Origin of the sequence: Paraburkholderia sp. WC7.3g, from assembly GCF_050436345.1 — a bacterium.
Classification (GTDB): domain Bacteria; phylum Pseudomonadota; class Gammaproteobacteria; order Burkholderiales; family Burkholderiaceae; genus Paraburkholderia; species Paraburkholderia podalyriae.
Genome location: NZ_JBNDMA010000002.1, coordinates 2,696,633 through 2,720,783, shown reverse-complemented (window position 1 = coordinate 2,720,783; position 24,151 = coordinate 2,696,633). Strand labels below are relative to the sequence as shown.

The 24,151-nt window shown below is 64.2% G+C and carries 24 protein-coding genes and 1 pseudogene; 19 read left to right on the top strand and 6 right to left on the bottom strand.

Features of this window, described 5'->3' with window-relative positions:
- Window positions 1-2 precede the first annotated feature (2 nt).
- The 3 genes from lpxB (at window position 3) to OKW43_RS23900 (ending at window position 2,795) form a co-directional block, all read left to right on the top strand.
- Window positions 3-1,172: a lipid-A-disaccharide synthase gene (gene lpxB / locus OKW43_RS23910; RefSeq protein ID WP_187632987.1), complete on the top strand. Its 1,170-nt coding sequence runs from the start codon at window positions 3-5 to the stop codon at window positions 1,170-1,172.
- The gene (gene rnhB / locus OKW43_RS23905; protein ID WP_187632986.1) at window positions 1,169-1,915 is read left to right on the top strand and encodes a ribonuclease HII; all 747 of its coding nucleotides are present in this window, start codon (window positions 1,169-1,171) and stop codon (window positions 1,913-1,915) included. Before lpxB ends, rnhB begins: the two co-directional genes overlap by 4 nt.
- A gap of 91 nt (window positions 1,916-2,006) precedes the next feature.
- Complete coding sequence (locus tag OKW43_RS23900; RefSeq protein WP_429450272.1) at window positions 2,007-2,795, top strand: TrmH family RNA methyltransferase; 789 nt, start codon at window positions 2,007-2,009, stop codon at window positions 2,793-2,795.
- A gap of 58 nt (window positions 2,796-2,853) precedes the next feature.
- On the opposite strand, the gene ppsR is transcribed toward OKW43_RS23900, so the two are convergent.
- Window positions 2,854-3,669, bottom strand: a complete 816-nt coding sequence (gene ppsR, locus OKW43_RS23895; protein ID WP_187633209.1) for a posphoenolpyruvate synthetase regulatory kinase/phosphorylase PpsR — start codon at window positions 3,667-3,669, stop codon at window positions 2,854-2,856.
- A 512-nt stretch (window positions 3,670-4,181) separates the two neighbouring features.
- Between ppsR and ppsA the strand changes: the two genes are divergently transcribed.
- From ppsA to OKW43_RS23880, 3 genes are all read left to right on the top strand, one after another.
- Complete coding sequence (gene ppsA / locus OKW43_RS23890) at window positions 4,182-6,584, top strand: phosphoenolpyruvate synthase (RefSeq protein WP_187632984.1); 2,403 nt, start codon at window positions 4,182-4,184, stop codon at window positions 6,582-6,584.
- Window positions 6,585-6,701: 117 nt separating this feature from the next.
- Window positions 6,702-7,157, top strand: a complete 456-nt coding sequence (locus OKW43_RS23885; protein ID WP_429450269.1) for an NfeD family protein — start codon at window positions 6,702-6,704, stop codon at window positions 7,155-7,157.
- 146 nt (window positions 7,158-7,303) lie between these two features.
- Window positions 7,304-8,251: an SPFH domain-containing protein gene (locus OKW43_RS23880; RefSeq protein WP_429450267.1), complete on the top strand. Its 948-nt coding sequence runs from the start codon at window positions 7,304-7,306 to the stop codon at window positions 8,249-8,251.
- 112 nt (window positions 8,252-8,363) lie between these two features.
- On the opposite strand, the gene smpB is transcribed toward OKW43_RS23880, so the two are convergent.
- Window positions 8,364-8,810, bottom strand: a complete 447-nt coding sequence (smpB, locus tag OKW43_RS23875; RefSeq protein WP_013089686.1) for an SsrA-binding protein SmpB — start codon at window positions 8,808-8,810, stop codon at window positions 8,364-8,366.
- A gap of 100 nt (window positions 8,811-8,910) precedes the next feature.
- On the opposite strand from smpB, the gene OKW43_RS23870 reads away from it, so the two are divergent.
- Entirely contained in the window at window positions 8,911-9,348 is a 438-nt protein-coding gene (locus OKW43_RS23870; RefSeq protein ID WP_429450265.1) for a type II toxin-antitoxin system RatA family toxin, read from the top strand.
- Entirely contained in the window at window positions 9,345-9,677 is a 333-nt protein-coding gene (locus tag OKW43_RS23865) for an RnfH family protein (RefSeq protein ID WP_187632981.1), read from the top strand. The genes OKW43_RS23870 and OKW43_RS23865 overlap by 4 nt, the downstream gene beginning before the upstream one ends.
- 63 nt (window positions 9,678-9,740) lie before the next feature.
- Here the strand turns inward: OKW43_RS23865 and OKW43_RS23860 are convergent, their stop codons facing one another.
- A complete protein-coding gene (locus tag OKW43_RS23860) occupies window positions 9,741-10,727 on the bottom strand; it encodes a DMT family transporter (RefSeq protein ID WP_187633208.1) in 987 nt (328 codons plus the stop codon).
- A 305-nt stretch (window positions 10,728-11,032) separates the two neighbouring features.
- Between OKW43_RS23860 and guaB the strand changes: the two genes are divergently transcribed.
- The 3 genes from guaB (at window position 11,033) to guaA (ending at window position 15,030) form a co-directional block, all read left to right on the top strand.
- Window positions 11,033-12,493 carry an IMP dehydrogenase gene (gene guaB / locus OKW43_RS23855; protein ID WP_429450263.1) on the top strand — a complete coding sequence of 487 codons (1,461 nt, stop codon included), beginning with the start codon at window positions 11,033-11,035 and terminating at the stop codon, window positions 12,491-12,493.
- Between the two features lie 6 nt (window positions 12,494-12,499).
- Window positions 12,500-13,231, top strand: coding sequence for a hypothetical protein (locus OKW43_RS23850; RefSeq protein ID WP_187632979.1), 732 nt, complete (start codon window positions 12,500-12,502; stop codon window positions 13,229-13,231).
- Window positions 13,232-13,446: 215 nt separating this feature from the next.
- A complete protein-coding gene (guaA, locus tag OKW43_RS23845; protein ID WP_429450261.1) occupies window positions 13,447-15,030 on the top strand; it encodes a glutamine-hydrolyzing GMP synthase in 1,584 nt (527 codons plus the stop codon).
- A 194-nt stretch (window positions 15,031-15,224) separates the two neighbouring features.
- Here guaA and OKW43_RS23840 read toward each other — a convergent pair whose 3' ends face one another.
- Window positions 15,225-15,593: an amidohydrolase family protein gene (locus tag OKW43_RS23840; RefSeq protein ID WP_429450259.1), complete on the bottom strand. Its 369-nt coding sequence runs from the start codon at window positions 15,591-15,593 to the stop codon at window positions 15,225-15,227.
- Window positions 15,594-15,624: 31 nt separating this feature from the next.
- Between OKW43_RS23840 and OKW43_RS23835 the strand changes: the two genes are divergently transcribed.
- The gene (locus OKW43_RS23835) at window positions 15,625-15,801 is read left to right on the top strand and encodes a hypothetical protein (protein WP_246529953.1); all 177 of its coding nucleotides are present in this window, start codon (window positions 15,625-15,627) and stop codon (window positions 15,799-15,801) included.
- A gap of 102 nt (window positions 15,802-15,903) precedes the next feature.
- Here the strand turns inward: OKW43_RS23835 and OKW43_RS23830 are convergent, their stop codons facing one another.
- Together OKW43_RS23830 and OKW43_RS23825 are read right to left on the bottom strand one after the other, a co-directional pair.
- Window positions 15,904-16,779: an MFS transporter gene (locus OKW43_RS23830; protein ID WP_281393942.1), complete on the bottom strand. Its 876-nt coding sequence runs from the start codon at window positions 16,777-16,779 to the stop codon at window positions 15,904-15,906.
- 145 nt (window positions 16,780-16,924) lie between these two features.
- Window positions 16,925-17,146 (bottom strand): annotated as a pseudogene (locus OKW43_RS23825) (MFS transporter); the annotation flags it as partial.
- A gap of 164 nt (window positions 17,147-17,310) precedes the next feature.
- Here OKW43_RS23825 and OKW43_RS23820 point away from each other — a divergent pair.
- From OKW43_RS23820 to OKW43_RS23790, 7 genes are all read left to right on the top strand, one after another.
- On the top strand, window positions 17,311-18,213 hold the full coding sequence (locus tag OKW43_RS23820; protein ID WP_187632977.1) for a LysR family transcriptional regulator: 903 nt from the start codon (window positions 17,311-17,313) through the stop codon (window positions 18,211-18,213).
- 119 nt (window positions 18,214-18,332) lie between these two features.
- Window positions 18,333-18,944, top strand: a complete 612-nt coding sequence (locus OKW43_RS23815; RefSeq protein WP_187632976.1) for a 2'-5' RNA ligase family protein — start codon at window positions 18,333-18,335, stop codon at window positions 18,942-18,944.
- A 192-nt stretch (window positions 18,945-19,136) separates the two neighbouring features.
- Window positions 19,137-19,538, top strand: coding sequence for a DnaJ family domain-containing protein (locus OKW43_RS23810; RefSeq protein ID WP_187632975.1), 402 nt, complete (start codon window positions 19,137-19,139; stop codon window positions 19,536-19,538).
- Between the two features lie 182 nt (window positions 19,539-19,720).
- On the top strand, window positions 19,721-20,269 hold the full coding sequence (gene tadA, locus OKW43_RS23805) for a tRNA adenosine(34) deaminase TadA (protein ID WP_376776323.1): 549 nt from the start codon (window positions 19,721-19,723) through the stop codon (window positions 20,267-20,269).
- A 26-nt stretch (window positions 20,270-20,295) separates the two neighbouring features.
- Window positions 20,296-21,222: a muramoyltetrapeptide carboxypeptidase gene (gene ldcA / locus OKW43_RS23800; protein WP_429450255.1), complete on the top strand. Its 927-nt coding sequence runs from the start codon at window positions 20,296-20,298 to the stop codon at window positions 21,220-21,222.
- Window positions 21,223-21,539: 317 nt separating this feature from the next.
- On the top strand, window positions 21,540-22,253 hold the full coding sequence (locus OKW43_RS23795) for a GntR family transcriptional regulator (protein ID WP_429450253.1): 714 nt from the start codon (window positions 21,540-21,542) through the stop codon (window positions 22,251-22,253).
- A 370-nt stretch (window positions 22,254-22,623) separates the two neighbouring features.
- The gene (locus OKW43_RS23790; protein WP_429450251.1) at window positions 22,624-24,105 is read left to right on the top strand and encodes an NCS1 family nucleobase:cation symporter-1; all 1,482 of its coding nucleotides are present in this window, start codon (window positions 22,624-22,626) and stop codon (window positions 24,103-24,105) included.
- Window positions 24,106-24,151: the final 46 nt, after the last annotated feature.

Genomic DNA, 24,151 nt, shown 5'->3' with positions numbered 1-24,151 from the left:
CGATGACGTTGCCACTGAATCCGCTGCGTGTCGCGATGGTGGCCGGCGAGCCGTCCGGGGACTTGCTCGCCGCATCGCTGCTCGACGGTCTCGCCAGCCGGTTGCCGGCCGCCACGCAATACTATGGCATCGGCGGTCCGCGCATGATCGCCGCGGGCTTCGACGCCCACTGGCCGATGGAAAAGCTGACGGTGCGCGGCTATGTCGAAGCGCTGCGGCACATTCCTGAAATCCTCGGCATCCGCAACGAGCTGAAGCGTCAGCTGCTCGCCGAGCCGCCGTCGGTGTTCGTCGGCGTCGACGCACCCGATTTCAATTTCGGGCTCGAGCACGCTTTGCGCGACGCCGGCATTCCAACCGTACACTTCGTTTGCCCGTCCATCTGGGCGTGGCGCGGCGGGCGCATCAAGAAGATCGCCAAGGCGGTTGACCACATGCTGTGCGTGTTCCCGTTCGAAACCGCGCTGCTCGAAAAGGCGGGTGTCGCGGCGTCGTACGTCGGGCATCCGCTGGCCGACCAGATCCCGTTCGAACCCGACACACCCGGCGCGCGCCGCGCGCTCGGTCTCGCGGAAAGCGGACCGGTGATCGCGGTGCTGCCGGGCAGCCGGCGTTCCGAGATCGAGCTGATCGGCCCGACGTTCTTCGCCGCGATGGAGATGATGCAGCACCAGGAGCCCGGCGTGCGCTTCGTGATGCCGGCCGCGACGCGCGCGTTGCGCACGTTGCTGCAGCCGCTCGTCGATGCGCATCCGGGTCTCGCGCTGACCATCACCGAAGGCCAGTCGCAACTCGCGATGACCGCCGCCGACGCGATCCTCGTGAAGAGCGGCACCGTCACGCTCGAAGCCGCGCTGCTGAAAAAGCCGATGGTGATTTCGTACAAGGTGCCCTGGCTGACCGGCCAGATCATGCGTCGCCAGGGGTATCTGCCGTACGTTGGCCTGCCGAACATCCTGGCCGGGCGTTTCGTGGTGCCGGAGATCCTGCAGCACTTCGCGACGCCGCAGGCGCTCGCCGAGGCGACGCTGAAACAGTTGCGCGACGAAGCGAACCGGCGCACGCTGACGGAAATCTTCACGGAGATGCATCACGTGCTGAAGCAGAACACCGCGCAGCGGGCGGCCGAAGTCGTGGCGAGCGTCGTCGAGCAGCGGGCGGGGCGGCCATGACCGCCGCGCGCGCGTCTCTGCGCAAGACCGCGGCCGCCGTTCGGGTGGTTGCGCAGGGCGGCCTGAACTTCGAGAGCGTCGACGACATCGTCTGCGGCGTCGACGAAGCCGGGCGCGGGCCGCTGGCCGGTCCGGTCGTCGCGGCGGCGGTGATTTTCAATCCGGCCAAACCGATGATCCGCGGCCTCGACGATTCCAAAGTGCTGAGCGCACTCAAGCGTGAAGCGCTGTACGACAAGATCGTCGAGCGTGCGCTCGCGTACTGCATCGCGTCGGCGACGGTCGAGGAAATCGATTCGCTGAACATCCTGCACGCCACCATGCTCGCGATGAAGCGCGCGGTCGAGGGCCTGTCGGTCGTGCCGACGCTCGTGAAGGTCGACGGCAACCGTTGCCCGACGCTCAGCATCCGCAGCGAGGCGGTGATCGGCGGCGACGCGTTGGTGAAAAGTATTTCGGCGGCGTCGATTCTTGCAAAGGTCGCGCGCGACCGCATGCTGGTCGAACTGCACCAGACGTATCCGATGTACGGCTTCGACGCGCACGCCGGTTACGGCACGCCGCAGCATCTCGCGGCGCTGCGCGAGCATGGGCCGTGCGAGCATCATCGGCGGTCGTTTGGGCCGGTGCGCGAAGCGCATCTGCGGTTCGGCACAGGCGTGCCGTTACCGGCGGCAGACGCCGTCATCGTGGCCGACGCGCTGCTCGACGACGATGCGTTCGGCGAAGCCGGCCTCGCGTGAGCGACCCGTAAGCGCGGCTCAGGCGCGCTCCGCGCTCGCGTGCCGTTGATTGCCGCTGATTCCTTTTCCCTTCTCACCGCCTTCGCTGCCTGTGAAAGCCATCACCTCGCGGGACAATCCGCTCTACAAGCGCCTGAAGGCACTGGCCGGCTCAACGCATCAACAGCGCCGCAGCGGCCATGCGCTACTCGAGGGCTTCCATCTCGCGAGTGCGTATCTCGACGTCGCCGGTCAGCCGGAGCTATGCGTCGTCACCGACGGTGCGCTGCGTCACGACGAAGCGCGGGCAATCGTGTCGCGCATCGACGAGCATCGGCTCGTGACGCTGCCGGATGCGCTGTTCGGGCAGTTGTCGAATGTCGTGCATGGGGTCGGGATTGTGCTGCTCGTCGACAAGCTCGATGCGCCGTTGCCCGAACGCGTCGAGCAAAACTGTCTAGTGCTCGACGGCGTGCAGGACGCGGGCAACGTCGGCTCGATTCTGCGCAGCGCGGCGGCCGCGGGTATCGGGCACGTGTTCTGCGCGCCGGGCACCGCATACGCGTGGTCGTCGAAGGTGCTGCGCTCGGGGATGGGAGCGCATTTCCTGTTGCAGATTCATGAGGATGTCGAAACGGATGCGCTGATCGAGCGCCTCGCGGTGCCGATCGTGATCACCGATTCGCACGGCGCCGAAGCGATCTATGACAGCGACCTGAACAAGTCGCTCGCGTGGGTGTTCGGCAACGAAGGGGCGGGCGTGTCGCAGGCGTGGCGCGATGCCGTGTCGTTGCGCGTGACGATCCCGCAGCCGGGCGGGATGGAGTCGCTGAACGTGGCGGCCGCGGCGGCGGTCTGCGTGTTCGAGCAATGCCGGCAGCAGCGCGGGTGCCAAAACTAGACGCGGCTGGCGTCGCCGGGTCCTCGATCAGGCAACGCTATGCTTGCCCGGCTGACCGTCAATACGACGACCGATCCAGTTTGATCTCCTGCAGGATCGTGGTCGCGATCTCCTCGATCGACTTGTGCGTCGACGATAGCCACTTGATCCCCTCGCGCCGCATCATCGCTTCCGCTTCGTTGATCTCGTAGCGGCAGTTTTCCAGCGCCGCATACTTGCTGCCCGGCCGCCGCTCGTTGCGGATTTCCGACAACCGCTGCGGATCGATCGACAACCCGAACATCTTCTGCCGATGCTCGAGCAGCGGCGTCGGCAGCTTGCCGCGTTCGAAATCTTCGGGAATCAGTGGATAGTTCGCCGCTTTCACGCCGTACTGCATCGCCAGATAAAGGCTCGTCGGCGTCTTGCCGCTGCGCGACACGCCGACGAGAATCACGTCGGCGTCTGCGAGATTGCGGTTCGATTGGCCGTCGTCGTGCGCGAGCGAGAAATTGATCGCCTCGATCCGGTTCTTGTACTCCTCGGTGTCAGCGTTCTGGTGGCCGCGGCCCATCGCGTGGCTCGACTTCAGTTCCAGTTCCTGCTCGAGCGGCTCGACGAAGGTCTGGAACATGTCGAGTACGAGCGCGTTCGAATCCTTGACGATCTGATTCGACGAGCTATCGACCAGCGTGGTGAATACGATCGGACGACGGCCGTCCTGCACGACCGCTTCGTTGATCTTTTCGAGCGTCGCATAGGCCTTCTCGGTCGAGTCGACGAAAGGCACGCGGACCAGGCGGAATTTCTGGTCGAACTGGGAGAGGATCGAATGCGCGAAGGTTTCGGCAGTAATCCCGGTACCGTCTGAGACGATGAATACGGTGGGCGGCATCAGTGGGGCTGTGAACGTGAAAGGCAAATGAGCCGGAAAGCGCGAGCGCGACAACGCGCTCGAATCAAACCGCGCGGCGGCGGGCGTCACGCTGGCGTCCGCGCGGGCGGTCTCGCAAAAAGCCCGCTGGCTCGGTCGGGGCGCGATTCGAGGCGCATTTCTCGACCGACTGCCACATTTCAGGAGTCGGCACGGTAGAATAGCGGCAACCTGTTGGATAAGCAATTGCAGGCGATTGGCCGCTAACTTGCCGCGAACGGTCGTTCAACGTCACGCTACCTAATGGCAACATGCGTTGAACGCAACAGATCGAGCGGTAAGTCCGTTCAACCGCGTTCTTTGGCGCGTCCGCCTCGTGCTCCACGGCCGGCGCGCCATGCAACGCATCTCCGCTGTCCAGACGATTGCTTATCTAACAGGTTGCGCAAGACACGGGGTCGAGCTTCCTACGGGCTGCCCGTGTTCAAGCCCACTTGCACAGCCGTGAATTTCTTTCACACTTAGGGGCTTGTATGACTAACGCAGTTACCGTCGCAAAGGACAAGGCGTATGTAGTTCCGTTCGAGCAGTTGCGGATGACCGACGTGGAAATCGTCGGCGGCAAGAACGCGTCGCTGGGCGAGATGATCAGCCAGCTCGCCGAAGCCGGCGTGCGCGTGCCGACCGGCTTCGCGACCACCGCGCTCGCGTTCCGTGACTTCCTGCAGCACAACGATCTGACCGAACGCATCGCCAAACGTCTCGAGACGCTCGACGTCGACGACGTGAAGGCGCTCGCCGAAGCGGGCAAGGAGATCCGTCAATGGATCGTCGACGCGCCGCTGCAGCCGCAGCTCGAGGCTGACATTCGCGCGGGGTTCGACACGCTGCAAAAGAGCTCGCCCGAAGAGCTGTCGTTTGCCGTGCGTTCATCCGCGACCGCGGAAGACTTGCCGGACGCATCGTTCGCCGGTCAGCAGGAAAGCTACCTGAACGTGGTCGGCATCGACGACGTGCTCGATCGCATGAAGCACGTGTTCGCGTCGCTGTACAACGACCGCGCGATCTCCTATCGCGTCCACAAGGGCTTCACGCATGCTGAAGTCGCGTTGTCCGCGGGCGTGCAGCGCATGGTGCGCTCCGATGTCGGCGCCGCGGGCGTGATGTTCACGCTCGATACCGAATCCGGTTTCAAGGATGCTGTCTTCATCACGTCGAGCTATGGCCTCGGCGAGACCGTCGTGCAGGGCGCGGTGAATCCGGACGAGTTCTACGTCTTCAAGACCACGCTCGCGCAGGGCAAGTACCCGATCATCCGCCGCTCGATCGGCTCGAAGCTGATCAAGATGGAGTTCACGAAGCCGGGCGAGCCGGGCCGCGTGAAGACCATCGACGTCGCGCACGAGCAGCGCAACCGCTTCTCGATCACCGACGAAGACGTGATCGAGCTTGCGAAGTACGCGGTCATCATCGAGAAGCACTACCAGCGTCCGATGGACATCGAGTGGGGCAAGGACGGCCGCGACGGCAAGATCTTCATCCTGCAGGCGCGTCCCGAGACCGTGAAGAGCCAGGGCGGCGGCAAGGCCGAGCAGCGCTTCAAGCTGAAGGGTCAGTCGAACGTGCTGGCAACGGGCCGCGCGATCGGTCAGAAGATCGGCGCGGGTCCGGTGCGGGTGATCCACGATCCGTCGGAGATGGACCGTGTGCAGCCGGGCGACGTGCTCGTCGCGGACATGACCGACCCGAACTGGGAGCCGGTCATGAAGCGTGCGTCGGCGATCGTCACGAACCGTGGCGGCCGCACCTGCCACGCGGCGATCATCGCGCGCGAGCTGGGCGTACCGGCCGTGGTCGGCTGCGGCGACGCGACCGACATGCTGAAGGACGGCGCGCTCGTCACCGTGTCGTGCGCTGAAGGCGACGAAGGCAAGATCTACGACGGCCTGCTCGAAACCGAAATCACCGAAGTGCAGCGCGGCGAACTGCCGCCGATTCCGGTGAAGATCATGATGAACGTCGGCAATCCGCAACTCGCGTTCGACTTCTCGCAACTGCCGAACGCGGGTGTCGGTCTCGCGCGTCTCGAGTTCATCATCAACAACAACATCGGCGTGCACCCGAAGGCGATCCTCGAGTACCCGAACGTCGATCAGGACCTGAAGAAGGCGGTCGAAAGCGTCGCGCGCGGTCACGCGTCGCCGCGCGCGTTCTACGTCGACAAGCTGACTGAAGGCATCGCGACGATCGCGGCCGCGTTTTATCCGAAGCCCGTCATCGTGCGGATGTCGGACTTCAAGTCGAATGAGTACAAGAAGCTGATCGGCGGTTCGCGCTACGAGCCGGACGAGGAAAACCCGATGCTGGGCTTCCGCGGCGCGTCGCGCTATATCGCGGAAGACTTCGCCGAGGCGTTCCAGATGGAATGCGTCGCGCTGAAGAAGGTGCGCGAAGAGATGGGCCTGGACAACGTCGAGATCATGGTGCCGTTCGTGCGTACGCTGAAGCAGGCGGCGCGCGTGGTCGAATTGCTCGGCAAGTTCGGCCTGAAGCGCGGCGAGAAGGGCCTGCGTCTGATCATGATGTGCGAAGTGCCGACGAACGCGATCCTCGCGGAAGAGTTCCTGCAGTATTTCGACGGATTCTCGATCGGCTCGAACGACCTGACGCAGCTCACGCTCGGCCTCGACCGCGACTCGGGCATGGAACTGCTCGCGGTCGATTTCGACGAGCGTGATCCAGCGGTCAAGTTCCTGCTCAAGCGCGCGATCGAAACCTGTCTGCGTCTGGACAAGTACGTCGGTATCTGCGGCCAGGGGCCGTCTGATCATCCGGACTTCGCGCAATGGCTGACGGACCAAGGCATCAAGTCGATTTCGCTGAACCCGGACACGATCATCGATACGTGGCAACAGTTGGCGAAGTCGAAGCAGTAACTCGTGAGCTGCCGCATGCCGCTTCGCCCGCGGCATTCGGCATGCGTCAAAGGCACGCCCGCTTCGTGCTATAAACACCCCGGTAGATCCGGGGTGTTTTGCTTTGTGGAGGTCGACGTGGCGCCTGGTGGACTGTTCTGGTGGATCGGAGCGGGTGTGCTTGTCGTGCTGGAGTTGATGAGCGGCACCTTCTATCTGTTGATGATCGCGTTCGGCTTGATTGCGGCCGCGCTTGCACGGATCGCCGGCGCTGGGACCGATCTGCAGTTCGTGGTGGCGGCGCTGGTCGCGCTCGCGGCAGTCGTGATGCTCAGACGCTCGCGCTTTGGCCGCCGCAAGCGCGAGCAGGCGTCGCGCAATCCGGACGTCAATCTGGATATCGGGCAGACGCTGAACGTGCCGGCCTGGCAGGGGCGCAAAGCACGCGCGACCTATCGTGGCGCGGCATGGGACGTCGAGCTGGCCGCGGGCGAACCGGAAGACGCGCAGGTCTACGAGATCAGGGAATTGCGCGGCAGTTGCCTCGTTGTCGTCGCGAGCCGGCAACCGAAGGCGCGCGCGAGCGCGACCTGACGATCTGCGCGCGGCCGTTCGGTGCGGCGTTCGCCACACGCGCTCATCGACATCTTTCACAAAGCAAAGCACCAGCGCCTAAGCGGAAAACGCAGGCCCGACCAACCTGCGCACAACTATTCGAATCAGAATCGGAGGGTAGCAAAATGGATTCAACCATCGTCGGGGCAGTGCTGTTGATCGTCGTGATCGTGCTCGCGTCGCAGACCATCAAGATCGTGCCGCAGCAGCATGCGTGGGTGCTCGAGCGCTTCGGCCGCTATCACGCGACACTGACGCCGGGTCTGAGCTTCGCGTTTCCGTTCGTCGACCGGGTCGCATACAAGCATGTGCTGAAGGAAATTCCGCTCGAGGTGCCGAGCCAGGTCTGTATCACGCGCGACAACACGCAGCTTCAGGTCGACGGCGTGCTGTACTTTCAGGTCACCGATCCGATGAAGGCGTCGTATGGATCGAGCAACTTCGTGTTCGCGATCACGCAGCTGTCGCAGACCACGCTGCGCTCGGTCATCGGCAAACTGGAACTCGACCGGACCTTCGAAGAGCGCGATTTCATCAATCACAGCATCGTGTCGGCGCTCGACGAAGCGGCCGCGAACTGGGGCGTCAAAGTGCTGCGCTACGAGATCAAGGACCTGACGCCGCCAAAGGAGATCCTTCACGCGATGCAGGCGCAGATCACCGCCGAGCGCGAGAAGCGCGCGCTGATCGCAGCATCGGAAGGGCGCAAGCAGGAGCAGATCAATATCGCGTCGGGCGGCCGCGAGGCGGCGATCCAGAAGTCGGAGGGCGAGCGTCAGGCGGCGATCAACCAGGCACAAGGGCAGGCCGCGGCGATTCTGGCCGTGGCCGAGGCGAACGCGCAAGCGATCCAGAAAATCGCGGCGGCGATCCAGCTGAACGGCGGCATGGACGCGGTGAATCTGAAGGTGGCCGAACAGTACGTGAACGCGTTCTCGAACCTGGCGAAGCAGGGCACGACACTGATCGTGCCGGGCGACATGTCGAACATGAGTTCGATGATAGCGTCGGCGCTGACCATCGTGAACAAGGGCAAGGCGGCAGCGGAGCCGCCGCGCAGTGACTTGCGTTGACGAATTGAGCAATGAGCGCGCAATGAATGCGCAATGAGAGCGCGACGTAAAAGCAAATGGCCCGCACATCGATGTGCGGGCCATTGTTGCGTGAGCCGGAAACGAATCGCGCTTAGGTCGGCGAGCGCATCAAGCGCGCCTTCTCGCGTTCCCAGTCGCGCTTCTTCTCGGTCTCGCGCTTGTCGTGCATCTTCTTGCCCTTAGCGAGGCCGATCTCGCATTTGACGCGACCGTTCTTGTAGTGAAAATTCAGCGGCACCAGCGTGTAGCCGCGCTGCTCGACCTTGCCGATCAGCTTGCTGATTTCCTCGCTATGCAGCAGCAACTTGCGCGTGCGCACCGGGTCGGGATGGATGTGCGTCGACGCTTCGGGCAGCGGGCTGATGTGCGTGCCGATCAGGAACAGCTCGCCGTTGCGGATCACCACGTAGCCTTCCTTGATCTGGCCGCGCCCTGCGCGCAACGCCTTGACCTCCCATCCTTCGAGCACGAGTCCTGCCTCATAGCGTTCCTCGACCGAATAGTCGTAGAAGGCTTTTCTGTTGTCGATAATGCTCATGAATGGAAAGTGCCCAACTCGTTTAAAATCACCATTTTAGCAAAGCGGGGCAAGGAAAGCCCGCGGCGCTCGTCCACCCTTGCCACGCGCTGTTCAATTTATGGCAGATGTCCAGAAAACCGTGTTGATTCGCCATTCGGCGGAGCAGATGTTCGATCTCGTCACCGACGTCGACGACTACCCCAACTTCCTGCCATGGTGCGGGGGCATCGAAATTCGTCATCGGGACGACACCAGCATGGAGGCGAAGATCGATATCAACTTCAAGGGCATCAGGCAGCATTTCGCCACGCGTAACTCGATGGAGCGGCCCACGCGCATCGACATGGAATTCGCCGACGGTCCGTTTCGCAAGTTCACCGGGTTCTGGCGCTTCACGCCGCTGCGCGCCGATGCGTGCAAGATCGAATTCGCGCTGCACTACGAGTTCACCAGCATCCTGCTCGAGAAGATCATCGGGCCAGTGTTCAATCACATCGCCAATACCTTCGTCGAATCCTTTGTGAAGCGCGCCAATCAGCGCTATGGTCAGGCATGAGCGCGCGGCTATCGGTTGAGGTCTGCTATGCGCTCGCCGGTGAGCAGGCGCTGATTCCGGTCGAGTTGCCCGCGGGCGCGACGCTGCAACAGGCGATCGACGCGAGCGGGATTCTGCGGCGTTTTCCGTCGATCGATCTGAACACGCAGAAGGTGGGCGTGTTCGGCAAGCTCAAGCCGCTCGATGCGGTGCTGGCCGACCATGATCGCGTCGAGATTTACCGCCCGCTGCTGGTTGATCCGAAAGTGTCGCGCCAACGCCGCGTCGAAAAGACGCGCAAGGCGGGGTCGATCGAGGGGCGGCGCTGGCTCAACAAGGATTCGCGGTAGGCGAGGATTGCGGTTGCGGTTTTGCTCTGCGCTCGCCGCCAGTTTCCGAACTCGTCACTCACATCAAGGCGTCGACGTCCGCGCCTTATCCTCCATCCGCTCAATGCGCGCCGCGCCCGACGAATCGTCGTCCGAATGCCGGCGCACCGACCACCAGACCCCCGCGACCAGCAGCAGGATCGCCGCCAGTTCGAGCGGTCGCGGCAGGCGCTCGTCATAAATGAACGCGTAGAGCAGCGCGAACAGCGTCTCGAACACGATCATCTGGCCGGACAGCGTGAGCGGCAGCCGTTTTGCCGCGGCATTCCACAGGCCGTTGCCGAGCCACGACGCGCCGATCGCGAGCACCAGGTTCAGCAGCCAGAACGTGTGCCAGCGCGCGTCGGCCAGTTCGCCCAGCGGGCCGCCCGACGGCAGTACCGCGACCACGAGCCACAACGCGCCGCCGAGCGCGCCCGTCACGACGCCCCATAGCACCGACCACTCGTTGCCGCTGAAATGCCTCTGACGCTGCAGGTAGCGGGCGTTCTCGACCGCGAACCAGGTCCAGCAGATCAGCGCGCCGACCGCGCAGGCCATGCCGAGCAGGCGCGTCGCGACGCTCACCGGCGTCGCGCCGGCCACCGTCAACACATCGATATTGATGCAGACGATGCCCGCCATCACCGTCGCCAGTGGCCATGCGAGGCGCGCGAGCGGTACCGCGCCGTGATCGCGCCGGCCCGCCAGCGTCACCGTGACCGGCAGCACGCCGACGATCAGCGAGGCCGGCGCGATCCCGATCAGGTGCACGGCGGCCGTCAGCAGCAGGTAATAGACGATATTGCCGGCGAGCGCGAGCTTCACGAGCGCGATCAGATCCTCGCGGGTCAGCCGTTTGGCGAGCGAGCCCGCGATCGGCAGCGCCGCGGCGAGCGACACGACGCCGTACATCGAGTAGCGGCCGGCGACGAGCAGCAGCGGGGAGAAGTCGGGCAGCACCCGCGGCACCAGAAACACCATGCCCCACAAGGCTCCGGCCATGACCCCGTATACGACACCGCGCTGCATCGACTGCCCCTGCTGGAAAACTGGAATGGTCGGGAGAGTAGCGGCTTTGCGCGCGGGGCGTCTTGTTCGATCCTGCATTCGGGCCGATCCATCAGGGGCAGCGCCGCGGATGGCCGCCGGCTCTTCCCCGATTTCGCCGCCGAACGCGCAAACGAAAACCGATCGAACGAGACGCGAACGGGCAAGCGAAATCGGCGCCTGCCGGATCGGTAAAAAATCGTCTGAAATTCGCTAAGCTGCTGTTCGCACAGTGAAAACCGGGGTGGTATCGCGTATAATTCGCTTTTGCGCCTATAGGATTTGCCATGCGTCTGATCCCAACAGCACTCACGTTCGATGACGTGCTCCTCGTCCCGGCCTTCTCCGATGTTCTGCCGCGCGACACCAGCCTCAAGACCCGGCTGACCCGCAACATTTCCGTCAACATGCCGCTCGTGTCCGCCGCGATGGATACGGTCACCGAAGCACGTCTGGCAATCGCCATGGCGCAAATGGGCGGTGTCGGCATCATCCACAAGAACCTCACGCCGGCCGAGCAGGCGCGCGAAGTCGCGAAGGTCAAGCGTTTCGAGTCGGGCGTCGTGCGCGATCCGATCACGGTGCCGCCGCAAATGAAAGTGCGCGACGTGATCGCGCTGTCGCACCAGCATGGCATTTCCGGCTTCCCGGTGCTCGAGGGCTCCCAGCTCGTCGGCATCGTGACGAACCGCGACCTGCGCTTCGAAGAGCGTCTGGACGAGCCGGTGCGCAACATCATGACGCCGCGCGAGCGCCTCGTCACCGTCAAGGAAGGCACGCCGCTCGCCGAAGCGAAGGCGCTGATGCACAGCCACCGCCTCGAGCGCGTGCTGGTCGTCAACGACGCGTTCGAACTGCGCGGCCTGATGACCGTCAAGGACATCACCAAGCAGACCGAGCACCCGGACGCGTGCAAGGACGAGCACGGCAAGCTGCGCGCGGGCGCGGCGGTCGGCGTCGGGGCGGACAACGAAGAGCGCGTCGAGCTGCTCGTGCAGGCGGGCGTCGACGTGATCGTCGTCGATACCGCGCATGGCCACAGCAAGGGCGTGCTCGAGCGCGTCCAGTGGGTCAAGCAGAATTTTCCGCACGTCGAGGTGATCGGCGGCAACATCGCGACCGCCGCGGCTGCCAGGGCGCTCGTCGAATATGGCGCGGACGGCGTCAAGGTCGGTATCGGCCCAGGCTCGATCTGCACCACGCGGATCGTCGCGGGCGTCGGCGTGCCGCAGGTCACCGCGATCTCCAACGTATCCGAAGCGCTGAAGGGCACCGGCGTGCCGGTCATCGCCGACGGCGGCGTGCGCTTCTCGGGCGACGTCAGCAAGGCGCTCGCGGCCGGTGCGAGCGCCGTGATGATGGGCAGCATGTTCGCCGGTACCGAAGAGTCGCCGGGCGAAGTGTTCCTGTACCAGGGCCGCCAGTACAAGTCGTACCGCGGCATGGGCTCGGTCGGCGCGATGAAGGACGGCGCGGCGGACCGCTACTTCCAGGACAACTCGGCGAACATCGACAAGCTCGTGCCGGAAGGCATCGAAGGTCGCGTCGCGTACAAAGGCTCGGTCAACGCGATCCTGTTCCAGCTGATCGGCGGCGTGCGCGCGAGCATGGGCTACTGCGGCTGCCGCACCATCGCCGAAATGAACGAGAAGGCCGAGTTCGTGCAGATCACCGGTGCGGGCCTGCGCGAGTCGCACGTGCATGACGTGCAAATCACCAAGGAAGCTCCTAACTACCACGTGGACTAAACGCCCATGAAGCCACTGCTGCGCGTTGTACTGATCCTCGATGCGTTGTTGCTGCTGGCGTTCGGCCTGCTGTTCGTGCTGACGCCGTGGACTTCGCTGTACGACGCGTTGCAACTGGTGCCAACGGAGCCGATGCTAGTCGGCCAGGCGTTCGGCGTCGCGCTGATCGGGCTCGCCTGGCTCGCGGTGCACGCGTCGTTCGACGGGGCGATGACTTCGACGGTCGCGAAGGTCGTCGGTCATGTGCACTGGCTCGCCGGCGTGCTGATGCTGGTCTGGCTGCTGGGGCTGCATACGCCGTCGCTGACCGGCTTCGGGCAGATGGTGGCGGTGTTGGCCGGTGTCGTGCTGGTGGTGATCGGGCTCGGCGGCGTGCGACTGTCGGGTGCGGTGCGGCGGCGCGAGAAGGGGATCGTGGTCAAGTCCTCGTCGAGCAAGGCCGATAAGCGGGCTGCGAAAGAAGCTGAAAGGGATGCCGCACGGCAGCGTGAGCTCGAACGCGACAACGCGCGCGAGCCACGTGTCACGGCGGGCTTTCCGGTCTATCACGCCGAGCCGGTGCCAGAGCCCGTCGTGCCGGCCACGCGGCCGCATAATCCGGCTGCCGCGGCTTCCGTTGCCGCCACCACGCCGCTTCATCCGGCCGCGAGCGAGCCGGGCCCGAGCGAGTCCGAACGCGCCGCGCGCGACACCAGCAACGACGTGCCCGGCGCACCCCGCCCGCCGTTTCATGGCTGACGCGCCGCGCGCCACGCCGTTTGTCGAAGCTACCGGGCTTCGTTCTCGCGCATCGCAGGCGGCAAGCTCCGCGGTCGGCCGCGCCCTTGTGTTTCATCCTGAGGTTTGCTGTTCGCGCCGCGCCGAGACCGTCGCCGTGTGGACCGCTTTGAATTCGACGCCGCGCCTCGTGCGCGGCATTCCGTATCCGCTCACTTCTGATTCCGTCCGCAGCCATGCATGACAAGATCCTGATTCTCGACTTCGGTTCACAAGTCACCCAACTGATTGCCCGTCGCGTTCGCGAAGCCAACGTGTATTCGGAAATCCATCCGTACGACGTCGACGCGTCGTTCATCCGCGACTTTGCGCCGAAGGGCGTGATTCTGTCGGGCGGCCCGAGTTCGGTCACCGAGGAAGACGCGCCGCGCGTGCCGCAAGCCGTGTTCGAACTCGGCGTGCCGGTGCTCGGCATCTGCTATGGCATGCAGGCGATGGCGCAGCAGCTCGGCGGCAAGGTCGACATCGGTCATCTGCGCGAATTCGGCTACGCCGAGGTGCGCGCGCGCAACCATACGAGCCTGCTCGAAGGCATCAGCGACTTCACCACGTCCGAAGGACACGGCATGCTGAAGGTGTGGATGAGCCACGGCGACAAGGTGCTGGAAATGCCGCCGGGCTTCGCGCTGATGGCATCGACGGAATCGTGCCCGATCGCCGCGATGGCCGACGAACAGCGCCGCTTCTACGGCCTGCAATGGCATCCTGAAGTCACACATACGGTACAGGGCCGCGCGATGCTCGAGCGCTTCGTGCTGCAGATCTGCGGCGCGAAGGCCGATTGGGAAATGGGCCACTACATCGACGAAGCGGTCGCGAAGATTCGCGAGCGGGTCGGCAACGAGCACGTCATTCTGGGCCTGTCGGGCGGCGTGGATTCGTCGGTGGCGGCGGCGCTGCTGCATCGCGCGATCGGCGATCAGCTGACCTGCGTGTTCGTCGATCATGGCCTGCTGCGCCTGAACGAAGCCGAGCAGGTGATGGCGCTGTTCGCCGATCACCTTGGCGTGAAAGTGATTCACGTCGACGCTAGCGAAGCATTCCTGGGCAAGCTCGCTGGCGTGACCGATCCGGAAGCGAAGCGCAAGATCATCGGCGCGGAATTCGTCGAGGTGTTTCAGGCGGAAGCCGGCAAGCTGACCGACGCGAAGTGGCTTGCACAAGGCACGATCTATCCGGACGTGATCGAATCGGCGGGCAAGGGCAAGAAGGCCGCGCAAACCATCAAGAGCCACCACAACGTGGGTGGTCTGCCGGAGACGCTGAACCTGAAGCTGCTCGAGCCGCTGCGCGAGCTGTTCAAGGACGAAGTTCGCGAGCTTGGCGTGAAGCTCGGTCTGCCGCACTCGATGGTGTATCGCCATCCGTTCCCGGGTCCGGGTTTGGGCGTGCGGATCCTCGGCGAAGTGAAGCGCGATTTCGCGGACCTGCTGCGCCGCGCGGACGCGATTTTCATCGAGACGCTGCGCAACACGATCGACAAGGAAACCGGCAAATCCTGGTACGACCTGACGAGCCAGGCGTTCGCGGTGTTCCTGCCGGTGAAGAGCGTCGGCGTGATGGGCGACGGGCGCACCTACGAGTACGTCGTCGCGCTGCGCGCGGTGCAGACGCTCGACTTCATGACCGCGCATTGGGCGCATCTGCCGCATGAACTGCTCGGGCATGTGTCGAACCGGATCATCAACGAAGTACGCGGGATCAACCGGGTCGTCTATGACATTTCGGGGAAGCCGCCTGCGACAATCGAGTGGGAGTAATTTAACTGCTCCCGAGTCGCTCCGGCAGTACCGAATTTCTGGCTTACGACCTGGCTCACGCCAGGTCGTAAGCAAAGTCGTCGGACTCGAACACTTTCCCAGCGTCGGAATGGCGCTGTCGTCGGCGATGTGTCGTGGCGAGGACAGGGATACCAGTGTATCCCGGCGCATCACGTCCTCGCACCGCCACCAGGTCAAAATCCGAAGACCCGCAGCGCGTTGTTGCCGCTGATCGCATCGCATTGCTCCTTCGGCAAACGGGCGGTGTTGGCGAACGCGCCGCGAATGTCGTACACCTGATGCGGCCAGTCCGTGCCGAACATCACGCGATCCGCGCCGACCACCGACACCAGAAACTCGAGCGACGCCGGGCTATACGTGATGCAGTCGTAGTAGATATGGCGCAGATAGTCGATCGGCTTGCGCTTCATCTTGCGACGCTGCGGGATCTCGACCTCGTTGCCTTTTTCGAAGCGGCCGGCGAGATAAGGCAACGCGCCGCCCGCATGCGACGCGATGATCTTCAGATTCGGATACTGATCGAAGAAGCCTTCGAAGATCATCCATCTGGCGGATACGCATGTCGAAATCGAAGTGGCCTTTTTGCGGAATCACGACCGGCGTGTTGCCGCGAAACACTTCCTGCTGGCCGTCGGGGCGCGTCTGGATGTTGTACGCATCGCCGCGCTGCCGCAGCAACTCGAGCCATTTGGGCGTGAAGACGTGCGTATGAACATCAATAACAGGCATGCGGGATCTCCGAAAGAATGAGTCGTCGAATGAAGGCGTGGCGTGCGCCTTCAGTGTTGGCCGATCGATTCGATCTCCGTATCGATGCGAATCGCGGTGCGGGTGAGGTGAAAACGGAGCGGGCTACTGCGCGGCGAATTCGTTCATCGGCGCCGTGCGATGCTTCAGCATGAACGCGCCGATCAGGCCCAGCGCGAAGAACACCGCGCAGAAATGCGCGGGCATCATGTTGTTGCCGCTCACGTGCAGCAGCCACGTGAGCACCATCGGCGAGAAGCCGCCGAAGACAGCCGCGCCGATGTTGTACGAGATCGCGAGGCCGGTCGAGCGGACTTCGGTCGGGAACAGGCCGGCGAGCGCGGTCGGAATCGGCGCGTTCGAGGCGCTGATCGGCAGCGCGAAGCCGAGCTCGACCGTCATGATCGACGCGAACGACGGCGCGTTGACGATCCAGTGGTAAGCGGGGTATAGCACGACGAGAAACAGCGCGAGTGCGACGCGAATCATGCGTTCGCCGCCGATGTGATCCGCCAGATGACCGAACAGCGGGATCGTCACCACGCGCAGCAGCACGCTCGCGAGCAGCACGGAAAATGGCAGCGTCACGGGCATATACAGGTTTTGCACCGCGTAAATCGGCAGATACGTGATGATCACGTAGGCCATCACGTTGAGCGCGGCGGACAGCGCAGTCGCGACGAACAATTCGCGCGGATAGTGCGTGACGACCTGCGAGAACCGCACCTTTACGCGCGGGCCCAGCTTCTGGAACGCCTCGGTTTCGGGCAGATTGCGGCGGATATAGAAGCCGACCGGGCCGATCAGCAGACCCGTCAGGAACGGAATTCGCCATGCCCACGACTGCAGCGCCTCATGCGTGAACAGATGCGTGAGCGCGCTGCCCATGGCGACCGCGAGCAACGCGCCCAACGCCTGCGCGAACATCTGCCAGCTGCCATACAGATTGCGGCGCGCTTTGGGCGCGTATTCGATCAACATCGCGGTCGCGGTGGCGAATTCGCCGCCGGCCGAAATGCCTTGCAGCAGACGCGCACAGCACGATCGCCGGCGCGATCAGGCCGATCTGCTGGAAGCCGGGGGTGAGCGCGATCATCGCGGCGGCGACCGTCATCATCGCGATGACGAGCGTGAGGCCGGCCTTGCGACCTTTGCGATCCGCGTACATGCCCAGCAGAATTCCGCCGAGCGGCCGCACGACGAAGCCCGCGCCGAACGTCGCGGTGGTGAGCATCAGCGCGGCATACTCGCTGTCGCTGGGGAAGAACTGCTTCGCGATGGTGATCGACAGAAACCCGAACACCACGAAGTCGTACCACTCGAGCACATTGCCGAGCGTCGACGCCATTGCGCCGACCCAGCGTTTGCGCGAATCGATTGCTGTCACGACTGTCTCCTGTCGTTTTTTGAACGGCTGCGCGCTGCGTAGGAAGGCAATGTAGGGTACTGTCCGAATGAAAACAATCGAACAAAATCAATGGCCCCATAAAGTGACTTTATGATTCGGCTTTCATGACCCCAACCATCAAGCAATTGCGCGCGTTCGCGCTCGTCTGCCGCTTCGGCGTGCTGACGCGCGCGGCCGACGAGATGTTCGTCACACAGCCTGCGGTCAGCGTATTGATCCGGCAAATGGAGGAGGCGCTCGGCCTGCGTCTGTTCGACCGTACGTCGCGCTCACTGCGGCCGACCGCGGCAGCGCATGAAATCCTGCCGACCGTCGAGCGGATGCTGCGCGATCTCGAGTCGATCCAGTCGAGCGTTAAGGAACTGGCCGGACGCGAGCGCGGTCACCTGCGCTTTGCGGCGACGCCGTCGATCGCGGCGGCGATCGTGCCGAAGCTACTCGCCGAATATCGCGCGCTGTACCCGAACATCGAGGTCTCGGTCGACGACGCCGCGCCCGATCGCCTGACCGCGTCGACGCTGACGGGCGACGTCGAGTTCGGCATCGGCACGATCAGCGACCGGCCCGACGGCATCACGCTGCAATGTCTCGCGCGCGACAATCTGTGCGCGATCTGCCGCAAGGATTCGGTGCTGGCGAAAAAGCGGCGCGTGAGCTGGAAAGATGCGCTGCAGTATCCGTGGATCGGCACTAGGGCGACGAGCGGCATCCGCAAGCTGATCGACGAAACACTGTTCACGCTCGGCATGCGCAAGGCGGTGGAGTACGAGGTGTCCTACATGACGACCGGGCTTTCGATGGTGCAGGCCGGTCTCGGCATCGCGATTTTTCCGGGCATGCTTCTCGGCTCCTTTCCGCATCGCGATCTGGTCGCGCGCAGGCTCGAGGCGCCGCTGATCACGCGCGACGTGAACCTGATCCGGCGCGCCGAGCATTCGCTGTCGCCGGCGGCCGAGTCGTTTATCGAACTCTGGTACAAACGCATCGGCAAGCCGGCCGACCTGTAGCGCGCTGTCGTGACGCGCGGCCTGTCGTACTGTATGAACGTACAGTATCATGGCTGCAATGGGCCGCCTGTGCGGCGGTGTGCAGATAGGCAGAAAAATCAGCGAGGGAACGAGGCGCGATGCCTGAACAACTGTGGTTGCCCGGGCTCGAGGCGCCGCCAACGCCCACCGACGGGCTCTTCTTCGCGGTCTATCCGGATGCCAACACCGCGGCTGGTATCGCCAAGTTCGCGCAGCAGCTGTGTGAGCACGCATGCGTCCGCAGCGGCGGGCGCAACGGCGTGCGCAGCAAGCCGATTGCGGCGAACCGCTTGCACGTGACGCTGAGGCATCTCGGCAATTTCGCGGGCGGCTTGCCGGCCGATGTGGTCGAGGCGGCGAAACGGGCGGCCGCGGCGGTCAGCATGGCGCCGTTTACGGTCGAATTCGACGCGGTCGCCAGCTTCGCGAAAAGGCCGCGGGTCGGGCCGGCGGTGCTGGTCGGCGAACACGGCGTACGCGGACTGCAGGCGCTTCATGATGCGCTCGAAGTGCGGCTCCGAGACGACGGCATCGAGCCTGACGAACGTTTTACGCCGCACCTGACGCTGGCCTACGGGATGCCGTGGATCGAGCGCCGTGCGGCCGAGCCGGCGTGCTGGAATGTGCGCGAGTTCGCACTGATGCACAGCCTGCTGGGACGAACCAGACATATCGTTCTCGCGCGGTGGCCGTTGGTGGGGCAGAGCTGAAGGGCATGGAGCGCGTCGGCCACGCCGGTGTCAACGCGCGCGTGGTACGACTTGTGACCTACTCTAAGTCCACGCCGAAGCACCGTCAAATGCTGCCTGGCCGGCAAATCGGTGGTTTCATGCCGCCAGGTGAGCGCTGAGCGCCGCGGCGCTCCTGATAGAATGCTCGGGCCGCAACGTAGTGGATTGCAGATGAAATTGCTTGATGCGCTTGTCGAACAGCGTATTGCCGCCGCCGCCGCGCGCGGAGAGTTCGACGACTTGCCGGGTGCAGGCGCGCCGCTGCGCCTCGACGACGATGCGCTGGTGCCGGAAGAAGTGCGCGTTGCCAACCGGATTCTGAAAAACGCGGGCTTCGTGCCGCCCGCCGTCGAGCAGCTTCGCGCGTTGCGCGACCTGCAAACGGAGCTGAATGCCGTGAGCGATCAGGCGACCCGTTGCCGTCTCCAGGCGCACATGCTGGCGCTCGACATGGCGCTCGAATCGCTGCGCGGCGGCCCGATGGTGCTGCCGCGCGAATATTGCCGCCGCATCGCCGAACGTCTGTCGGAGCGCGTCGGCAATGTCGATGTGACCGGCGCAGGTTCGCAGTGAACGAGCCGCTCGTGCGTGCCACTTCAATCGGCTTTCTGGCGCAGGCCGGCGACGACGAGAAGTCCGGCAGTGCAGGCATCGGCGCGGTCTGCCCGCTGGCGGCGGATCACCCTTCGGCCGGTCCCGCAGTTCCTTCCGAAAATCCCGGACCCTCTACCATTTCCGAACGCGACCTCCACTTCATGGCGCTCGCTCAGGCCGTCGCCGAACAAGGACGCGCAGCCGGCGAAGTGCCGGTCGGCGCGGTACTCGTGCGCGGCGACGAAGTCATCGCCACGGGCTTCAATCATCCGATCGGCGCGCACGATCCATCCGCGCATGCCGAAATGGTCGCACTGCGCGCCGCCGCGCAATCGCTCGAAAACTACCGTCTGCCGGGCTGCGAACTCTATGTGACGCTGGAGCCATGCCTGATGTGCGCCGGCGCGATCATGCACGCGCGCATCGCACGTGTCGTGTTCGGCGCGCGCGATCCGAAAACCGGCGCGTGCGGCAGCGTCGTCGATGCGTTCGCGAATCCTCAGCTGAACCATCACACGACGGTCAGCGGCGGCGTCCTCGAAGCCGAATGCAGCGCGGCGCTCAGGTCGTTTTTCGCCGAACGGCGCCGCGCGAGTCGCGAAGCGCGCGCGGCAGCGCGCGGCGTGGCGGCTGAAACGACCACTGGCACTGTCGATAACACCGCCACATCCGCTGACAGCGAACCGCCCCCCACCACCACACCGCTCTAAAACAACCACGCCCAACGGGTCTCGCCATGACCGCTCATCGCACCATCGAACTGATTGCGCCGTCCGGCTATCCGCATGATCCGGAGGCGCTGCATCGCGCGTTGCATCGGCTGCGTGCGCAGGGGCATCGCGTCCACGGCGAGGAGGCCGCGAAGCGTCGCTACCAGCGCTTCGCCGGCACCGACGGCGAGCGCGCGGCCGATCTGAACCGGCTCGCCGATCCATCTCGCGAGCTGCCCGATGTCGTGCTGGTCGTGCGCGGCGGCTACGGCGCCGTGCGGATCCTGCATGGTCTCGACTACGAAGGGCTGCGGCGGCGGCTCGCCGATCAGCCGGTCGCGCTGGTCGGTCACAGCGACTTCACCGCGATCCAATTGGCGCTGCTCGCGCGCGCCAGCGTGAAGACCTTCGGCGGCCCGATGCTGATCAGCGATTTCGGCGCCGAGGAGCTCAGCGAATTCACGATGCAGCATTTCTGGTCGGCGCTGACGCAGCCAACCATCACCGTCGCGAGCAACACGCCGCAAGCGCAGAGCGTCGACGTAACGGGCACGCTGTGGGGCGGCAACCTGGCGGTGGTGGCGTCGCTGGTCGGCACGCCGTACATGCCGCAGGTGCAGGGCGGCATCCTGTTCGTCGAGGACGTCAACGAGCAGCCGTTCCGAATCGAGCGGATGATCTATCAGCTGCATCTGGCCGGCATCCTCGCGCAGCAGAAGGCGCTCGTGCTCGGTGATTTCTCGGGCGGCAAGCCTTACGACTACGACAACGGCTACGACCTGCACGCGATGATCGAGCAGGTGCGCTCGCTGATCGCCATTCCGGTCGTGACGGGGCTGCAGTTCGGGCACGTTCACAACATGCTGACGCTGCCGGTCGGCGCGGACGCGCATCTGGTCGCGGACGCGTATGGTTTCAGGCTGACCGCGTCGGGTTATCCGAGCCTCGGCTGAAGCCGGGTGGGCGGCCAGAGGCAGACGGATCGCCCGCTTTTTTCGTGACAGTGACGCAACTAACTGTCGATCTTGCGACGATCGCCATCTCCCACGCCCGCCGCCGATGTTTTCAGTTTTTGTTGACAAAAAACTGGCCACCAGCAATTAGCATGACTTCGTCAAGTCCGGTTAAGATTCCCGCCAGACAGCGGCGTAGCATGACTCTCAGGCTGATTCTGCCGCGCCGCAGCACAGAAACTGCCGAAAATCGGCGCGAAAATTGTTGACAATATTTGTGTCCGTCCTATGATGACCAACATACCGAGACGCACATCATGTCCGACACCGAATCCGTCGCGAACAGTTCGAAGCCCGAAGCGATCGCCGAGCGCATCCGCGCGGCGATCCTCGAGCATCGGCTGGCACCCGGCGCGAAGCTCACCGAAGCTCAGCTATGCGAAGTATTCGGTGTAAAGCGCGGCCCGATCCGGCAAGCGCTGTCGCAGCTGGCCGGTGAGCGTCTCGTCGATCTCGAGCCGAATCGCGGCGCGTTCGTCGCGAGCCCGTCGTTGCAAGAGGTGCATGAGGTATTCGAAATGCGTCGCATCATCGAGCTGGCCGTCGTCGAAAAGATCTGTAGTGGACACGGCATGCGGCGCCTGAAGCACATCGGCGGCAGGATCGGCCGGGAACGCAAGGCGTTCGAAACCCGGGATTTTCCGGCATGGATCCGCTTGTCGGGCGAGTTTCATACGGAGCTCGCGAACCTCACCGGCAACTCGGTGTTGTGCGATTGCCTGAACGGACTGGTCGCGCGTTCCACGCTGATTTCCGCGCTGTACGAGTCGCTCGGACGCAGCCCGTGCTCGTTCGAGGACCACGAAGCGATTCTCGCCGCGCTCGACGCCGGCGATGCGAAGCAGGCGGCCGCGCTGATGTCGCGCCATCTGCAAAGCGTCGAGCTGAAGATGCTGGAACGCCCCGCGCGCGGGGCAGCGGATCTGCATGAAGTATTCGGCGCGCTCGCGCCGAAAGAACCATCCACGTAAAGAGCCGAAGCCGACTCCACCCCTAGGCTGAGGCAAGCAGCAGGCGAGCGCCCGTTCGTGGTGCGCGCCGCACTGAATTGAACTGAACCGATAGATGCACGGCCAGGCGGCCTCGCGTGAGCGCCGCTGGTCTGAACACGCACGTCCGTCGCGAGACGACGGACTCCGGGTAGCGACGCATCGCCGGAAATCCGCGGCGGCTGGCGATGCGACAACCACAAGTACGTCAGTACGGAGACACGCGCGGCACGGTCCGAGACCACGGCGCCGACTTCTTCGACCCGCGCAGGGCGAGAGAAGCGAGCAACTGGCATGACCGATGCAGTGTCCGTCGATGCTCTATCGACGGTCCCTATCCAAAGGAGGAATCATGGCTCAGTTCAGTGCAGCGCCAGACAGTCACCCCATCGCCAACTATCCGGACGGCACGGCTCAAACCGATCCGTCGATGCCGGCCGGCTACAGCGAGCGGCTCTATAACAAGGACCTCGCGCCGCTGCGCGCGCAGAACTGGAGCGCGTACAACATCTTTGCGTTCTGGATGTCGGACGTGCATAGCGTCGGCGGCTATGTATTCGCGGGGAGTCTGTTCGCGCTCGGCCTGACGAGCTGGCAGGTGCTGGTGTCGCTGCTGATCGGCATCACGCTCGTGAACGTGCTGTGCAACCTGATCGCAAAGCCGAGCCAGCTGAACGGCGTGCCGTATCCGGTCGCGTGCCGCGCGACCTTCGGTGTGCTCGGCGCGAATGTTCCCGCGGTGATCCGTGGCCTGATCGCGGTCGCGTGGTACGGCATCCAGACCTATCTCGCGTCGAGCGCGCTCGTGATCGTCGTGCTGAAGTTCGTGCCGCAACTGCTGCCGTATGCGGACGTGCATCGGCATGGCCTGCTCGGTCTGTCGACGCTCGGCTGGGCGGGCTTCATGCTGCTGTGGGTACTGCAGGCGCTGGTGTTCTGGCACGGCATGGAGACCATCAAGAAGTTCATCGACTTCGCCGGCCCGGCCGTGTACGTCGTGATGTTCATTCTCGCCGGCTATATGGTGTATCGCGCGGGTTGGCGCAACATCGGCATCAATCTCGGCGGCGTCAAATATCACGGCATGGAAGTGTTGCCGGTGATGATCACGGCGATCTCGCTGGTGGTGTCGTACTTCTCCGGGCCGATGCTCAATTTCGGTGACTTCTCGCGCTACGGCAGGAGCTTTCGCAGCGTCAAGCGCGGCAACTTCTGGGGCCTGCCGGTCAACTTCCTCGCGTTCTCGCTCGTCACGGTGATCACGACCGCGGCCACGCTGCCGGTGTTCGGCGAACTGATCACGGACCCGGTCGAGACGGTGGGCCGCATCGACTATCCGATGGCGGTGATTCTCGGCGCGCTGACCTTCACGATCGCGACGATCGGCATCAACATCGTCGCGAACTTCGTGTCGCCGGCCTTCGACTTCTCGAACGTCGCGCCGCGCCTGATCAGCTGGCGCGCGGGCGGCATGCTGGCGGCGGTCGCGTCGGTGTTCATCACGCCGTGGAACCTGTTCAACAATCCGGCCGTGATCCACTACACGCTCGACGTGCTCGGCAGCTTCATCGGGCCTTTGTACGGCGTCCTGATCGTCGATTTCTATCTCGTCAAACGCCAGAAGATCGTGCGCGACGATCTGTACACGGTCGCGCCGAGCGGTTCGTACTGGTATCGCAACGGCGTCAACTATCGCGCGGTGGCGGCGCTGTTGCCAGCCGCGCTGATCGCGGTGATCTGCGTGATGGTGCCGGGGCTCGACGGCTGCGCGAATTTCTCGTGGTTCATCGGCGCGGGACTCGGCGCGCTGTTTTACCGGATGCTCGCACGCTGAGTTTCACGGGCTTTCGCCGCTGCAATAACGAGTCGAACAGGAGTCG

Bases quoted from the DNA above. Each gene is read 5' to 3' on its own strand.
- lpxB (WP_187632987.1), top strand. From the start codon at position 3: ATGACGTTGCCACTGAATCCGCTGCGTGTCGCGATGGTGGCCGGCGAG.
- rnhB (WP_187632986.1), top strand. From the start codon at position 1,169: ATGACCGCCGCGCGCGCGTCTCTGCGCAAGACCGCGGCCGCCGTTCGG.
- ppsR (WP_187633209.1), bottom strand. From the start codon at position 3,669: ATGCCGCCCACCGTATTCATCGTCTCAGACGGTACCGGGATTACTGCC.
- ppsA (WP_187632984.1), top strand. From the start codon at position 4,182: ATGACTAACGCAGTTACCGTCGCAAAGGACAAGGCGTATGTAGTTCCG.
- OKW43_RS23880 (WP_429450267.1), top strand. From the start codon at position 7,304: ATGGATTCAACCATCGTCGGGGCAGTGCTGTTGATCGTCGTGATCGTG.
- smpB (WP_013089686.1), bottom strand. From the start codon at position 8,810: ATGAGCATTATCGACAACAGAAAAGCCTTCTACGACTATTCGGTCGAG.
- OKW43_RS23870 (WP_429450265.1), top strand. From the start codon at position 8,911: ATGGCAGATGTCCAGAAAACCGTGTTGATTCGCCATTCGGCGGAGCAG.
- OKW43_RS23865 (WP_187632981.1), top strand. From the start codon at position 9,345: ATGAGCGCGCGGCTATCGGTTGAGGTCTGCTATGCGCTCGCCGGTGAG.
- OKW43_RS23860 (WP_187633208.1), bottom strand. From the start codon at position 10,727: ATGCAGCGCGGTGTCGTATACGGGGTCATGGCCGGAGCCTTGTGGGGC.
- guaB (WP_429450263.1), top strand. From the start codon at position 11,033: ATGCGTCTGATCCCAACAGCACTCACGTTCGATGACGTGCTCCTCGTC.
- OKW43_RS23850 (WP_187632979.1), top strand. From the start codon at position 12,500: ATGAAGCCACTGCTGCGCGTTGTACTGATCCTCGATGCGTTGTTGCTG.
- guaA (WP_429450261.1), top strand. From the start codon at position 13,447: ATGCATGACAAGATCCTGATTCTCGACTTCGGTTCACAAGTCACCCAA.
- OKW43_RS23840 (WP_429450259.1), bottom strand. From the start codon at position 15,593: ATGATCTTCGAAGGCTTCTTCGATCAGTATCCGAATCTGAAGATCATC.
- OKW43_RS23830 (WP_281393942.1), bottom strand. From the start codon at position 16,779: ATGTTGATCGAATACGCGCCCAAAGCGCGCCGCAATCTGTATGGCAGC.
- OKW43_RS23820 (WP_187632977.1), top strand. From the start codon at position 17,311: ATGACCCCAACCATCAAGCAATTGCGCGCGTTCGCGCTCGTCTGCCGC.
- OKW43_RS23815 (WP_187632976.1), top strand. From the start codon at position 18,333: ATGCCTGAACAACTGTGGTTGCCCGGGCTCGAGGCGCCGCCAACGCCC.
- OKW43_RS23810 (WP_187632975.1), top strand. From the start codon at position 19,137: ATGAAATTGCTTGATGCGCTTGTCGAACAGCGTATTGCCGCCGCCGCC.
- tadA (WP_376776323.1), top strand. From the start codon at position 19,721: ATGGCGCTCGCTCAGGCCGTCGCCGAACAAGGACGCGCAGCCGGCGAA.
- ldcA (WP_429450255.1), top strand. From the start codon at position 20,296: ATGACCGCTCATCGCACCATCGAACTGATTGCGCCGTCCGGCTATCCG.
- OKW43_RS23795 (WP_429450253.1), top strand. From the start codon at position 21,540: ATGTCCGACACCGAATCCGTCGCGAACAGTTCGAAGCCCGAAGCGATC.
- OKW43_RS23790 (WP_429450251.1), top strand. From the start codon at position 22,624: ATGGCTCAGTTCAGTGCAGCGCCAGACAGTCACCCCATCGCCAACTAT.